General features: G+C 62.1%; 12 protein-coding genes. 6 read left to right on the top strand and 6 right to left on the bottom strand.

The annotated features are described in order from the left end of the window. The first annotated feature begins 95 nt into the window (after positions 1-95). Both ACYVM5_RS06340 and ACYVM5_RS06335 read left to right on the top strand, forming a co-directional pair. Positions 96-554 carry a TPM domain-containing protein gene (locus ACYVM5_RS06340; RefSeq protein ID WP_460617281.1) on the top strand — a complete coding sequence of 153 codons (459 nt, stop codon included), beginning with the start codon at positions 96-98 and terminating at the stop codon, positions 552-554. Positions 555-637: 83 nt separating this feature from the next. Then, positions 638-1,408 carry a TPM domain-containing protein gene (locus ACYVM5_RS06335; RefSeq protein WP_460617280.1) on the top strand — a complete coding sequence of 257 codons (771 nt, stop codon included), beginning with the start codon at positions 638-640 and terminating at the stop codon, positions 1,406-1,408. 79 nt (positions 1,409-1,487) lie between these two features. Here ACYVM5_RS06335 and ACYVM5_RS06330 read toward each other — a convergent pair whose 3' ends face one another. After that, positions 1,488-2,126, bottom strand: a complete 639-nt coding sequence (locus ACYVM5_RS06330) for a DUF1684 domain-containing protein (RefSeq protein WP_460617279.1) — start codon at positions 2,124-2,126, stop codon at positions 1,488-1,490. A gap of 153 nt (positions 2,127-2,279) precedes the next feature. Here ACYVM5_RS06330 and ACYVM5_RS06325 point away from each other — a divergent pair, with 153 nt between their 5' ends. Next, complete coding sequence (locus ACYVM5_RS06325) at positions 2,280-2,459, top strand: hypothetical protein (protein WP_198069810.1); 180 nt, start codon at positions 2,280-2,282, stop codon at positions 2,457-2,459. A 79-nt stretch (positions 2,460-2,538) separates the two neighbouring features. On the opposite strand, the gene ACYVM5_RS06320 is transcribed toward ACYVM5_RS06325, so the two are convergent. The 5 genes from ACYVM5_RS06320 to ACYVM5_RS06300 form a co-directional block, all read right to left on the bottom strand. Beyond that, positions 2,539-3,216 (bottom strand): sterol desaturase family protein, encoded by a 678-nt coding sequence (locus ACYVM5_RS06320; protein ID WP_460617278.1) that lies wholly within the window; start codon positions 3,214-3,216, stop codon positions 2,539-2,541. A 36-nt stretch (positions 3,217-3,252) separates the two neighbouring features. Further along, positions 3,253-3,852, bottom strand: coding sequence for a shikimate kinase (locus tag ACYVM5_RS06315; protein WP_460617277.1), 600 nt, complete (start codon positions 3,850-3,852; stop codon positions 3,253-3,255). Between the two features lie 120 nt (positions 3,853-3,972). Further along, entirely contained in the window at positions 3,973-5,031 is a 1,059-nt protein-coding gene (locus ACYVM5_RS06310; protein ID WP_460617276.1) for an ABC transporter permease, read from the bottom strand. Between the two features lie 3 nt (positions 5,032-5,034). Further along, positions 5,035-6,204 (bottom strand): BT_3928 family protein, encoded by a 1,170-nt coding sequence (locus tag ACYVM5_RS06305; RefSeq protein ID WP_460617275.1) that lies wholly within the window; start codon positions 6,202-6,204, stop codon positions 5,035-5,037. Positions 6,205-6,418: 214 nt separating this feature from the next. Continuing rightward, positions 6,419-6,955, bottom strand: a complete 537-nt coding sequence (locus ACYVM5_RS06300) for a DUF1599 domain-containing protein (RefSeq protein WP_460617274.1) — start codon at positions 6,953-6,955, stop codon at positions 6,419-6,421. A gap of 138 nt (positions 6,956-7,093) precedes the next feature. On the opposite strand from ACYVM5_RS06300, the gene folP reads away from it, so the two are divergent. From folP to ACYVM5_RS06285, 3 genes are all read left to right on the top strand, one after another. Continuing rightward, positions 7,094-7,969 carry a dihydropteroate synthase gene (gene folP, locus ACYVM5_RS06295; RefSeq protein WP_460617273.1) on the top strand — a complete coding sequence of 292 codons (876 nt, stop codon included), beginning with the start codon at positions 7,094-7,096 and terminating at the stop codon, positions 7,967-7,969. A 110-nt stretch (positions 7,970-8,079) separates the two neighbouring features. Further along, complete coding sequence (gene cdaA, locus ACYVM5_RS06290; RefSeq protein WP_460617272.1) at positions 8,080-8,913, top strand: diadenylate cyclase; 834 nt, start codon at positions 8,080-8,082, stop codon at positions 8,911-8,913. 344 nt (positions 8,914-9,257) lie between these two features. Further along, a complete protein-coding gene (locus ACYVM5_RS06285) occupies positions 9,258-13,649 on the top strand; it encodes a beta strand repeat-containing protein (RefSeq protein ID WP_460617271.1) in 4,392 nt (1,463 codons plus the stop codon). Positions 13,650-13,742: the final 93 nt, after the last annotated feature.

The raw sequence follows: 13,742 nt of genomic DNA, 5'->3' as shown, positions 1-13,742 counted from the left end.
GCGGGGCTTGTCCCCGCCCGCCGTCCGCGCCGTTTCAACGATTCCGTGCAGCGCCGGGCGGGGGCAAGCCCCGCACCCTACTCCCATATAATTCCATGACCTCCCCCCTTACTCCCGCCCAGGATGCGGCTCTGGTGGCCGCCATCCGGCAGGCCGAAGTCACCACTTCCGGCGAAATCCGGGTGCATCTCGAAGACACCTGCCCCACGCCCGAGCCGCTGGACCGCGCCGCTCAGGTATTTGGCGAGCTGAATATGCACAAAACCGCTGCCCGCAACGGCGTCCTGTTTTACCTGGCCTGGCAAAGCCGGCAGTTTGCCGTCGTAGGCGATTCGGCCATCAACGCGGCCGTGCCCGACGACTTCTGGGAAACCACTAAGGAAGCCGTGCTCGAGCAGTTCCGGCACGAAAACTACGTGCTGGGCCTGGAGCGCGGCATCCGAATGGTGGGCGAGCAGCTCAAGCGCTACTTTCCCTACAACGCCGCCACCGACCAGAACGAGCTGGACGATTCCATTTCTTTCGGCGGTCAAAAACCGTCTTCCGACGCATGAAAAATTCCGTGGCTACTGCCAGGATATCGCCTTTGTTGAGCTTCTCCCTGCTGAAATCAGCTGTGTCAAGGGCATGGTGGCCAATGCTGCTGCTGTTGTTTGGGCTGGCATCAGCCCTGAGCAGCGCGGCCCAGAACATCCCGCCCCGGCCTAATCCCCCCCGCCTAGTCAACGACCTGGCCGGGCTGATGCAGGGCGGGGAGGCCGACCAGCTGGAGCGCAAGCTGGTGGCGTACAACGACAGCACGTCGTCGCAAATCGCCGTGGTCACCGTGCCAAATCTCGACGGCGACGACATTGCCGACTATGCCCAGAAGCTGTACGAAGGCTGGGGCATTGGCCGCAAGGGCAAGAACAACGGCATTCTGATTCTGGTGGCGCAGCAGGAGCACACCGCCCGCATCCAGACCGGCTACGGCCTAGAAGGAGCCGTGCCCGATGCCCTGGCCAAGCGCATCATCAGCAACACGCTGGTGCCGGCCTTCCGTCAGAATCAGTACTACGCCGGCCTCGATAGGGCTACCGACCAGCTCATTGCCCTAGCCAAAGGCGAATACCAGGCCGACCCCGCCGACGCCCGGCCCCAGGGCCAGGGCGACCGCACCGGCTCGGGCTTTCCATTCTGGATTATCATTCTCGTGATGGTCATCGTGTTCACCATGATACGCAACCGGGGCGGTGGCGGCGGGCGCGGCAACCGGGGCTTTGGCGGCGGCTTTGTTCCGCCCATCATCTTTGGTGGTGGCTTCGGCGGCGGTGGCGGCGGCTGGGGAGGCGGTGGCGGCGGAGGTGGCGGCTTCGGGGGCTTTGGCGGCGGCAGCAGTGGCGGCGGCGGGGCCAGTGGCAGCTGGTAAAGCCTCCGCAAATGCTAAAAAAAGAACAGGCCCCGCATCAATGCGGGGCCTGTTCTTTTTCGGTGTGCGTCGGGTCGGATTAATGGTCGCTGCGAACCCCGGCTGGAATGGCAATGGCCAGCCGGTTTTCGGCGGGCGGTACCGGGCAGGAATAGCCGTGGTTGTAGGCGCAGGACGGGTTGTAGGCCCGGTTGAAGTCCAGCGCCAAAGTCCTGGTGCCAGCCGGTGGAATGCGCAGGTCGATGTACCGGCCACCGCCGTAGCTGCCGTGCCCATTGGTGAGGTCGGTGAACGGCACAAACAGGTAATCCTCCAGTCCGGGCCGCTTCAGCAGCTCCTGGTTTTGGTACACGCTCAGGCGTTGGGGCTGGCCGTTCAGCACGAAGCGCAGCTCGCCATACTTGCGGTACATGGGACGCCGGGCAGTGCTGGTTTCCATAGCAAACGGCCGGGAAGTGGAATCGCGCACCAGGGTGGCTTCCACGTAGTAGCTATAATCGGTCGGGAAAAAGGGCAGGGTAGTAAGGGCCTGTTGTTCAGCTGGCGTGAGCGGCGACTCCTGCGGGTCGTGGAATTCCTTGTTCAGGGCCGTCTGAAATTCCAATACACTCTGCTGATGGGCAGAAGCCGTGAGGTGAGTGGCAACAGCGGGTGCTTGCGCGGCCGCCACCACGGGCAGCAGCACTGCCAGGCAGACCGGTAGAAGGAAACGATTCATGCGCCAAAGCTACCGCAGAAGCCGCCAAAAGCCCGGCCGCCAACCACAGCAATCGGCCCGGTCTCAACCTTTTTGGCGTCGGCACAGTATCAGGCCTAACCCGGTAGCCAGCGTGCTACGCGGCTTTCACCTCCCTTCTTTTTCTTTCACGCCATGAATGCTTCCCGTTTTACCCTTTTTCTTTTTCTCAGCGTGATGGCTACTGCGCTGACTGGCTGCGAAGTCATCGGCGACATTTTCAAAGCCGGCGCTTACACGGGCATTATTGCCGTGTTTATCGTGGTGGCGCTGCTGTTCTTCATCGTGAGCAAAATGCGTGGCCCGCGCCCCTAATCCGGCGTGTAGCAACCACAAAAAAGCGCGGCTCCCTGGCGGGAGTCGCGCTTTTTTTATGTCTTTCAATTGGGAAAAGCTAGGCGCTTTTCTTGCTGGGCATGGTGCCGATAATGTGGTCCCAGAGCGTGCTGCTTACGCCGAAGGCCACTTCGTCCTGCCGGTAGTGGTGCTGGCTGTGGTGCGTCCACCACACTTTCAGGAAGTTTTTGGGCGGAGAGTAGGCGTGAATGGCGTAGTGCACAAACAAGTACATGGCATACCCAAACGTGAAACCCGACAGCAGCCCAAACGCATACGAGCCGAAGCTGAAGCGGAAAATGAAAAACAGCAGCGACGCCACGAACACCGTGATGATGGGCGGCATGGCCAGCCGGGTTTTATCCTTGGGGTACTCGTGGTGCACGCCGTGCATAGTGTACTGAAACTTGGCCCGGCCCGGCGTAGTGGCCGGAATGTGGTACACGTAGCGGTGCACCAGGTATTCCACCAGCGTAAAAGCCAGCAGCCCCACCAAAAACAGCCCCAGCGCGGCCACACCCGTCATGAAGCCATGCGTAAGGCCATAATACATGCTGATGATGCCCGTAGCGGCAAAAATGCCCACTGGCAACGCGATGTGCGTGTGCGAAAGCCGCTCCAGCACCGGGTTTTGGAAGAGTTGGGCCGAGCCTTTGTGCTTGGGCCGGACAGGGGCTGCCGTAGCGGGGGTAGGTGCCTCGTTTACAGCCGGTTCTTCGGTGGATACTGATTGCATAGGGGTAACAGACGTCGAACGAATCAATTAACAAAATTACGATGCGGGCGGCAATGTCGCGGGGAGGGCAAATCCGGCCCCCGCCAGCTGGGCCACCACGGCCGGTAACGTGCAGGATGCCGAGCACCGCAGCCGCGCCTGGGCATAAAACTTACTCCGGGCGGCAAGAGTTTCGCGCAGCCAGGCCTCGGCCCCGCCGGCAGCGGCCAGTAAGGGGCGTTTAGCTACTTCTTCGGGAGGTAGGCGCGCGGCTAGCATCTCAATGGGCACATCGAGCCAGAGCGTGGGGCCGGCCTGGTTGAGCAGGGCCATGTTATCATGAAAGCAGGGGGTGCCGCCGCCCGTGGCCAGCACCAGCGGCGGCCCGGCGTGGGCCAGCGCATCGCGCAGCACCGCCGCTTCCAGGGCCCGGAAGCTGACTTCGCCGTCTTCGGCAAAAATGGCGCGCACGCTGCGGCCGGTGCGGGCTTCAATGGCTACGTCCAGGTCCAGAAACGGGCGGTTGAAGTGGGCGGCCAACTGGCGGCCGAGGGTGGTTTTGCCCGCGCCGGGCAGGCCCACCAGGCTCAAGTGCCCAGAGCCGCCGCGCGGAATAATGGAGTCGGTGGTCAGAAGAGGTTTTTTATTGTCTGTCATCCTGAGCTTGCGAAGGACCTTATCACGTCCTTATTATCTGAATTACTGCAAAATGTTCAGCGGTGATAAAGTCCTTCGCAAGCTCAGGATGACAGGCCATTGCCTTGAATGCCGAACGCGCTAACTCAGTTTCACGCGCGGGTCGAGTATGGCGTAGAGGACGTCCACGATAATATTTATCAGTACAAATAATGCGGCTACAAACAGCGTCGACCCCATTACCACCGGAAAATCGAGGTTTTCGACGGCGCGAAGCGTCACGGTGCCCAGGCCTTTCCAGTTGAAGATGTATTCGATGAAAAACGCGCCCGCCATGAGCGAGGCCAGCCAACCCGATACGGCCGTCACCACCGGGTTCAGGGCGTTGCGCAGGGCGTGGTGCAGCACGGTGGCGGTGCGGCTCAGGCCCTTAGCCCGCGCCGTGCGGATATAGTCCTGGCTCAGCACATCGAGCATGCTGGAGCGGGTGAGCTGCGTGATGATGGCCAGCGGCCGGATGCCCAGCGCCACGGCCGGCAGTAGCAAATTGCGCAGCACGAGGTGCCGCACGCCCGTAAATGGGTCCGTTTCGTAGAGTTGGCCGGTGAGGCTCAGACCCGTCCAGTGGCTCCAGTAAAAACCAAAGGTGACGGCAATGAGAATGGCGGCCACAAACGACGGCACTGAAATGCCCAGCACCGACGTGCTCACCAGCACCCTATCCAGCCACGACTGGGGCCGCAGCGCTGCTACTACGCCGAAGGCCACGCCGCCCACGCTGGCTATGAGCATGGCGGCCAGCGCCAGCCACATGGTACCGGGGAAATAATCGAGCAGAATACGCAGCACATCCTTGTTGCTCTGGAAGGAGCGGCGCAGATAAGGCGTTTTCAGCACCAGGGCTTTGCTGCCCAGCGGCAGCACCGCGAAGCCGCCGTAGCGGGCGCGGCCGGCCGAGTCGGCGGGGTGCAGGCCGAGCGGCGAAATATCGTTCAGGTAGCCCACTAAGCGGGCGGGCAAGGGCTGGTCGAGGCCGAGGTCGGCGGTGATGGCGGCTTTGGTGGCCAGGTCGCTGCGCTGGCCGGCGAGCAGCGCGGCGGGGTCGCCGGGCAGCACGTTGAAGAGCAGAAACACCGTGCAGGCCACGCCAACCAGTACAAGCACGCCCTGGCCCAGGCGACGGAGGATAAAGGCGAGCATAAACTACTCCTTCAGCACTTTTTCCACCTGCCACAGCGCCGGAATGTCGTGGTAGTGGTACTTGGCTTTCACCACGCCGTTTTGCAGCACCATGAGGCCGGGGTTGGAGCGGATGATGGATTTGAGTACCGTGGCATCGGCGAAGTAGTAAGCGCCGGGCAGGTTCACGTCGTGGCGGAACGAGTCGAACTTGGCTGCGCTGGTACTCGTGATGGTGAGGGGCGTGATGTTGCGGCGCGATTTGGCGGCCGCATCCATCAGGGCGTTGATGGCCGTGAACCGGTCGCGGTCTGCCTTATTGGTGTTTTGCACGATGAGCACCAGCTTGCTGCCTTTCAGCAGTTCCTGGGTGTAGGAATTGCCGTTGACGTCCGAAACCTCGAAATCGGTGATGACCGGGGTGGAGGTTTTGGGATTCAGCGATTCCATGGCCTGGTATTTCCAGGTGGTATCGGTGGGGTAGGCGTCGAAGGTCTTGGTTTCGCCGTTGCGCGTCATCGTGTAGCGGTACTGGGCGGGCTCGGCGGGCTTCATCAGTTTGCCAATGTCGTTGCCAACTTTATAAGGCAGGAAATCGAAGTAGGGGAGGTGGCCCAATGCCCGCACCCCAATGCCGATGGCAATGGCCGTAGCAAACGTCATGACCATAATCCCGAACGTGCCCGTGACAAAGGAATGCCGCAAAAACCGCTGGTGCGTGAACACCACCAGCCATAGCACCAGCAGGAACATGTCCTTGGCAAACGACATCCAGGGCGTGAGCTTGATGAAATCGCCGAAGCAGCCGCAGTCCGTCACCTTGTTGAAGGCCGCCGAATAGAAGGTGAGGAAGGCGAAGAAAATGAGCAGCCCCAGCAGCACCCACAGCGTGATGCGCAGGTGCCAGCGCAGCAGCAGCGCCACTCCCAGAATGACTTCGAGCGAGCTGAGCAGGATGGATAGCGTGCGCGAAAAGTCCTTGAACCAGAAGAAAAGCCCTTCCAGCGACGGCACCGAAACGGCAAATACCTCGAAGTATTCTTCCAGCTTGTAGGCCGTGCCCACCGGGTCGTTCAGCTTAATCAGACCCGAAAAAATGAACAGCGCGCCCAGCAAAAACCAGCACACGCGGGTGATGGTGCGCAACAAATGAGGGGCCGGCGCAACGGCCGGAGCAGAGCTAGTTGGAGACATAAGACAAAGTAAGCCGGTGGCAAACGCGCAGGCAACGCGCAATGTTTGGGTAAAGGTCGGGCCGCCGGACGAAGTAAGGCCAGAAGATATATTATAAGGAACGTCATGCTGAGCGCAGCCGATGCATCTCTACCGCACAAGTAATCTAATTTACTTCAGCAGTAGAGATGCTTCGGCTGCGCTCAGCATGACGTTCTTTTTCTCGTTTAACTCCTTACCCTTCGCCCCGCAAAATCAGCGCAAACACGGCGTAGTTCAGCATGTCGCGGTAGCTGCCTTCTACGCTCTCGCTCACCAGCGCCGCGCCACCGATGTCTTCGAGCTGCTTCACGCGGTGCAGCTTCATCAGAATCAGGTCGGTGATGCTGGCTACGCGCATTTGGCGCCAGGCTTCACCGTAGTCGTGGTTTTTGGCCAGCAAGAGGCGGCGGTTTTCGGCGGCTTCGTGGTCGTAGGCGAGGGCCACGGCCTCCGGCGTCATATCGAGCGGCGTGTCCTGGGGCAGGTGCAGCTGCATCAGGGCAATGAGGCAGTAGTTGATGATGGCCACGAACTCCTCGTTCACGTCATCGGCTACCAGCTGCACGCCGGTTTCCTGAATGGTCCGGATGCGGTTGGCCTTGATAAAAATCTGGTCCGTGACCGAGGGCAGGCGCAAAATGCGCCACGCCGTGCCGTAGTCGTGGGTTTTGGCCAGGAACAGGGTGCGGCAGCGGGCCAGCAGCAGGTCGTAGTGTTCGGGAGTGTTCAAGCGGTGCGCGACAACTTAATATTGTCATCCTGAGCAGCGCGAAGGACCTTATCACGTCCGCCCTGCTTTGAGTAAATAATTCCAAAAACACGCAGCCGTGATAAGATGCTTCGTGCCTCAGCATGACAAAGTAAATCCATGCATTCTCAGCATCCGTCTATTCACCCCGCCGCTCAGTCACTCCACAGCCCCCACGGCCGCCTGCTCGATTTGCGCCGGCCGCAGGTGATGGGCATCCTCAACCTCACGCCCGACTCGTTCTTCGCCAACAGCCGCGTGGCCTCCGAAAACGACCTGCTCACCCGCGCCGAGGCCATGCTCCAAGCCGGGGCCGCCATGCTCGACCTCGGGGCCTACAGCACCCGCCCCGGGGCCGAGGACATTTCGGCCGAAGAAGAAACCCGCCGCCTGCTGCCCGCCGTGGAGGCCCTGCGTCGGGAGTTTCCGCAGGCCTTTCTTTCCGCCGATACCTTCCGGGCCGGCGTGGCCGAAGCCGCCGTGCACGCCGGGGCCGACCTGGTGAATGACGTGGGCGGCGGCACGCTCGATGCCGCCATGTTTGCCACCGTGGCCCGCCTGCGTGTGCCCTACGTGCTAATGCATCTGTGCGGCACGCCCCAAACCATGGCCAAGCTCACGCACTACGAAGACGACCTGGTGTTCACCCTGCTGCGCTACTTCCGCGACGGCCTGGCCGCCCTGCGCGCCCTGGGTGTGACCGAGGTGATGCTCGACCCCGGTTTCGGCTTTGCCAAAACCGCTGCCCAAAGCCACGAGTTGTTGCGCCGCCTGCCCGAGCTGCAGGCGCTGGGCCTGCCCGTGCTGGCCGCCCTCTCGCGCAAGCGCATGGTGTACGGCCCCCTCGGCCTCGGCCCCGAAACGGCCCTCAACGGCACCACGGCCCTGCACATGGTGGCCCTGCAAGGCGGCGCCAAGCTCCTGCGTGCCCACGACGTGGCCGAAGCCCATCAAACCATACAATTATTTGCCAATACCTTTCCAATGGCGGAATAAAGGCCGTAATTTGAAGGGCGGGAAGTCCGGCCGTGCAACGGCCGCTATCCGGCGCGCCTCTTTTGTAACGGGCGCGCTATTGCCCGTACTCCCTCCTTCAGCCCCACCCGATGAACGGCCCATTCCCCATCAATTTCCTGCAGTTCGGCTGGATTGACGCGGCCGATGTATTGCTGGTGACGGTGCTGTTGTACCAGTTATATAAACTTTTGCGCGGCTCGGTGGCGCTGAACGTGGCGCTGGGGCTGGTGTCGTTTTACCTGCTGTACCTGGTGGTGAAGGCCACCGGCATGGAACTGCTCACCAAGATTCTGGGGCAGTTTATGAGCGTGGGCGTGCTGGCCAGCATCATTTTGTTTCAGCAGGAAATCCGGCGGTTTTTGCTGAATGTGGGCAAGGCCACGGCACTGGAGCGGATGCGCGGCTGGGCCTGGGGCCGCCCGGCCGAGGTGGCCCCGCTGCCCATCAGCCCCTTTGTGGAAGCCGCCAAAAGCCTTTCCAACAAGTACACCGGCGCGCTCATCTGCTTCACCCAGGCTTCCGACCTCACGGCCTTCGCCGAATCCGGCGACCGGCTCGATGCCGAAATCAGCAAGCGCCTGCTGCTCTCCATTTTCAACAAAACCAGTCCCCTGCACGACGGGGCCGTGATTGTGACCAACGGCCGCCTGCGGGCCGCCCGCTGCATCCTGCCCGTGAGCGAAAACCCCGACGTGCCCGCCTCCCTCGGCCTGCGCCACCGCGCCGCCATCGGCCTGAGCGAAATCACTGACGCCGTGGTGCTCGTGGTGAGCGAGGAAACCGGGGCCATGAGCCTCGTGCGCCACGGCGAAGTATTCCGCAACCTGGGCACCGGCGAGCTGCGTGCCCGCCTGAACGAATGGCTCTTAGCCCCGGCCCCCAACGCCGCCAACGCCTCGCGCAAAGCAGAAGCCACCGCCTGATAATGGTGCGCGCCAGTGGTGGGGCAGGCGCAATGCGGAAAATCATTTTTTAAGGGTATTCAACTGTTAATCAAATCGTAATACTGCGGTTTGGGCTTGGGTGGTACTGGCCTCAGCCAGAGGCCGATTAGGTTTATGAGCTTTTCGGTTTTACTTTTCTCGTAGCGTTCTGTGCTGTGCCTTTATAGGTAGTTGTATTTTGGTGCGACTCACCCACCGCCTTTCTAAACAAAGTCCAACTGTCGACCAACTTCGGAACGGTTTCTAGACGCTGCGCTACCACCCGATTTTTTCGTTCACCCCCTTCTTCACCCTCGTATTCATTCTTTTTACTCTTTTGTCTTATGCACAAAAAAACACTCCGCGAGCAGCAGGGGTTGCTGCTCCGTGCCCTGTCATCACCAAAGCGGTTCACGCGCCTGTTTGGCGCCGGGCTTCTGCTCTTGGGTGGCCTAGGAGCACAGGCCCAAACCACGGTCTTCAATGAAGATTTTGAAGGCGCTACCAACAGCTTCACGCTCGTAAACGGTTCTGTTGTTAACCAATGGGCGGTGGGCACGGCTGGCGGCAATGGCCCGACCACCACGGGCACCAAATCGGCTTACATCAGCAACGACGCGGGCGTGAGCAACGCCTACACCATCACGTCGTCGTCCTTCGTGCACATGTACCGCGATGTGACCGTGGCCGCTGGCCAGGGTAACATTCAGCTGAGCTTCGACTGGAAAGCGGCCGGCGAAAGCACCTACGACTACATCCTGGTGCAGGTAGCTCCGACTTCGTTTACGCCAGTAGCCGGCACCGCGCTGAGCACCACCGGTGTCACGGTGCTGGCCCAAATCAACCTGCAAACTACCTTTGGCCGCACCACGCTTCAACTGCCGGGCAGCCTTGCCGGCAGCACCCAGCGCCTCATTTTTTCCTGGCGCAATGACGGCACGGGCGGCGCGCAGCCCCCGGCCACGATTGACAACATTTCGGTAACCAGCCGCGTGGCTGTTCCCATCAGCGGGGCTTACACCATCAACAGCGCGCAGCCCACGGCCGGCACCAACTTCACCAGCTTCACCGATGCGGCTAACCGCCTGAACCAGGACGGCATCAGCGGCCCGGTGACTTTGACGGTTTCGGGCGGCCCCTACACCGAGCAGTTTTTGCTGAACGACGTGACCGGCGTGAGCGCCACCAACACCATTGTGGTGAACGGCGGCGGGCGCACCATTCAGTACGCCTCGACCAACAGCACGCAGCGGGCAGTGGTGCAGCTCAATGGCACCGACTACACCACCATCAACAACCTGAACATTGATGCGACCGGCGGTGCCGGGGCGTCGCCGGCGGCCACCTACGGCTACGGCGTGCTGCTGGCCAACGCGGCCGACAACGACCGCATCACCAACAACACCATCAACGCGGACATCGCCACCACGTCGAGCAACTTCGCAGGCATTGCGGTGAACGGTTCGCTGACCAGTGCCACCACCAGCGGCAACTCGGCCAACAACCTGACCATTGAGGGCAACACCATCAACGGCGGTTACTATGGCATCACGCTGTATGGCAACACCGCGACTTCGCTGAACACGGGCAACGTGGTGCGGAACAACAACGTGCGCGACTTCAATACCTACGGGATTTACTCGGGGTATCAGGACGGCGCTCAGTTTATTGGCAACGACGTGAGCCGGGCGCTGCGCACCAACCCCAGCACGTACTACGGCATCTACAACTTCGGCTCGTCGCGCAGCCTGGCCATCGAGAAAAACCGCCTGCACGACCCGTTCACGGGCAACCCGACTTCGACCAGTACCACCTACGGCATTTACCTGGCCACCAGCACCGGGGCTACGGCCACGACCACCAACGATGTGGTGAACAACGTGCTGTACAACATCAACGGCGTGGGTACGCAGTACCTCATCTACAATTCGGGTGCTGCTTTCAGCCGCATCTACAACAACACTATCAACGCGGACGACCAGTCGGCCAACACCAGCACCACCTACGGCATCTACAACTCCGGCGCCAGCGTCGAGGTGAAGAATAACGTGGTGAGCATCATCCGTCCCGCTGCAGGCACCAAGTACGGCCTGTACTACTCGACGGCTCCGACCAGCAGCAACTACAACGACATTTACGTGCCCAACGGCAACGTGGGCTACTACAGCGCCGCTTTGGTGACGCTGGCTAACCTGCAGGCCGCCAACAACAACGCGTTCGACCAGAACAGCATCTCGGCTGACCCGGTATTCGTGGGAGCCGGCACCGGCAACCTGCTGCCCAGCAACGTGCTGCTGAACAACGCCGGCACGCCGCTCACCCGCGTGACCGACGACATCACGGGCGCAACCCGTGGCGCAACGCCTGACCTGGGCGCTTATGAGTTTACGCCAGTGGGCGTGGACGTGGCTCCGGTGGCCCTGGTGGGCCCGGCTACGGGCACGAGCTGCTACAGCGCCACCGAGGCGGTGATTGTGCAGATTCGCAACGCCGGTACTTCGACCCTCAATTTCGCTACCACGCCGGCTACGGTATCGGTAGTAGTTACGCTGCCCGGCGGCACCACCCAAACCATCACCGGCACCGTGAGCACGGGTACCCTGACCAGCGGCGCTACCCTGAACGTGACCCTGACCGGCACCCTGAACATGACCACGCTGGGCGCTTACTCGTTTGCCGTGACGGCTACCGTAGTGGGCGATGCCAACACCACCAATAACGTGCTGACGCCCGCCGTTACCCGCACGGTGGTGGCACCAGTGGCCGGCGTGCTGGCCCCCGCGGCCTCCAGCATCTGCGTGAGCGGCAGCGCCACGCTGGTCCTCACCGGGGCTTCTAACGGCACTACCCAATTTCAGAGCAGCAGCAGCGCCACCGGCACCTTCACGGATATTGCCGGCGCTACGGCAGCTACGTACACCACGCCCGTGCTCACCAGCACCACCTACTACCGCGTGCGCAACACCTGCAACACCAACACCACCTACAGCAACGTGGCCGCCATCACGGTGAACAACCCGGTGATTTCGACGGCTCCCTCGCCGCTCAGCACCTGCGCGGGTGGCACGGCTACGCTGTCGGCCACGGTGCCCACGGGCATTTCGGTGCGCTACTTCGCGGCGGCTACCGGCGGCACGGCCCTCGGTACCGGCAATCCCTTCGTGACGTCGGCCCTCACGGCTAATACCACCTTCTACGCCGAAGCATTCAGCGGCGGTTCGGAGCGGGTGGGCCCGCTAACCAACACTATCGGCGCCGGTGGTGGGGCCAACCTGACCTACGCGTTGATTTTCGACGTGACCTCGCCGACCACGCTCACGGGCGTGTATGTGTACCCCACGGCGGCTGGCGTCAGCAACATTCAGCTGCAAAGCAGCGCTGGTACGGTGCTGCAAACCTACCAGGCTACCTTCACGGCGGCCGACCTGAACGTGAAGACGTTCGTGCCCCTGAACTTTGCCCTGCCAGCCGGCACGGGCCAGCGCCTGGCGCTGACTTCGACGGGCTCCACGGCCAGCCTGTACCGCAACACGGCCGGGGCTTCGTACCCTTACACCTCGCCCAGCGGGGCCGTTAGCATTACTGGTAATACCTTCTCGGGCTACCCGATGTATTACTACTACTTCTTTGACTGGGTGCTCGGCAGCGAGTGCGTCGGTGCTTCGCGCACCCCGATTGTGGTGAACGTGACGCCGGGCCTGGTGGCTTCGCTGCCGGTGGCCGCCGCTACCAGCTGCGGCCGGACTCCCTACCAGCTGTCCGGCACCATTGCCGGCTCGGCCACGGGCGCTACCTACACCACCAGCGGCACGGGCACATTCTCGCCCAATGCTACTACGCTCAACGCAACCTACACGCCCTCGGCCGCTGACGTAACCGCCGGCACCGTGACCCTCACCCTGACGCCTACCGGTCCCTCGGCTCCGTGCACCTCGACGGGGCAGGTGGTGCTGACGCTGGCTACGCCGCCGAACGCGGCCTTCAGCTACCCCGCTGGCACGTATTGCACGGGCTCGACTACGCCGGTGCTGCCGGTGCTGGCCCCCGGCGCGGTGGCCGGTACGTTCTCCACCACGGGCCTGGGCCTGAGCGTGAACCCGACCACGGGCGCTATCAACCTGGCCACGGCCACCAGCGACGGTACCTACACCATCCTCAACACGGTGGCTACGTCGGGCGCTTGCAGCGGTACTTCGTCCAGCACCACCATCACCATCAACTTTGGCGTGGTGACGCCTACGCTCACCTCGACGGCGCAGACGGGCGGCGGCGTGCTGCTGACTACGCCGGCCCTGGCCGGGGTTACCTACCAGTTCTTCCGCAACGGCATTCCCGTAACTGCCACTCCCGGCACCAGCAACACGCTGCTGCTCCAGCCCGGTGCCCAGAATGGCAACTACACCGTGGTGGTAACTTCGACCACAGGTTGCTCGTCGGCCCCGTCCAACGCGGTGGCGGTAGTGGTGACGGCTACGCAAACGGCTTCGCTCACCGGCGTGAGCCTGCTGGTGTACCCCAACCCCACGCCCAACGGCAGCCTGACGCTGGAGCTGCGCGGCCCCCGCGCCACGGCTTCGCAGCTAACCGTGCTGAACTCGCTGGGCCAGGTGGTACACACCAGCACCATCGCCGCCGGCTCGGCTTCGCTGAACCTCGGCCACCTGGCTTCGGGCGTGTACACCTTCCGCGTGAAAACGACCGAAGGCGTGCTGACCCAGCGCGTGGTACGCGAATAGCGTAGCGCCTTGCGCCAAGCAAGTAAAAAGCCCCGCTGGCAGCTGCCAGCGGGGCTTTTTTTGTGGTCGATGAAACAGCCTCAGCAACTGACT

Source organism: Hymenobacter ruber (assembly GCF_054783255.1).
The sequence above is the reverse complement of the archived record's forward strand: the minus strand, read 5'-3'. Positions and strand labels throughout refer to the sequence as shown.

Excerpts from the sequence above, each read along its gene's own strand:
- ACYVM5_RS06310 (WP_460617276.1), bottom strand. The coding sequence starts at position 5,031 with ATGCTCGCCTTTATCCTCCGTCGCCTGGGCCAGGGCGTGCTTGTACTG.
- ACYVM5_RS06330 (WP_460617279.1), bottom strand. The coding sequence starts at position 2,126 with ATGAATCGTTTCCTTCTACCGGTCTGCCTGGCAGTGCTGCTGCCCGTG.
- folP (WP_460617273.1), top strand. The coding sequence starts at position 7,094 with ATGCATTCTCAGCATCCGTCTATTCACCCCGCCGCTCAGTCACTCCAC.
- ACYVM5_RS06320 (WP_460617278.1), bottom strand. The coding sequence starts at position 3,216 with ATGCAATCAGTATCCACCGAAGAACCGGCTGTAAACGAGGCACCTACC.
- ACYVM5_RS06285 (WP_460617271.1), top strand. The coding sequence starts at position 9,258 with ATGCACAAAAAAACACTCCGCGAGCAGCAGGGGTTGCTGCTCCGTGCC.
- ACYVM5_RS06325 (WP_198069810.1), top strand. The coding sequence starts at position 2,280 with ATGAATGCTTCCCGTTTTACCCTTTTTCTTTTTCTCAGCGTGATGGCT.
- cdaA (WP_460617272.1), top strand. The coding sequence starts at position 8,080 with ATGAACGGCCCATTCCCCATCAATTTCCTGCAGTTCGGCTGGATTGAC.
- ACYVM5_RS06315 (WP_460617277.1), bottom strand. The coding sequence starts at position 3,852 with ATGACAGACAATAAAAAACCTCTTCTGACCACCGACTCCATTATTCCG.
- ACYVM5_RS06335 (WP_460617280.1), top strand. The coding sequence starts at position 638 with ATGCTGCTGCTGTTGTTTGGGCTGGCATCAGCCCTGAGCAGCGCGGCC.
- ACYVM5_RS06340 (WP_460617281.1), top strand. The coding sequence starts at position 96 with ATGACCTCCCCCCTTACTCCCGCCCAGGATGCGGCTCTGGTGGCCGCC.
- ACYVM5_RS06305 (WP_460617275.1), bottom strand. The coding sequence starts at position 6,204 with ATGTCTCCAACTAGCTCTGCTCCGGCCGTTGCGCCGGCCCCTCATTTG.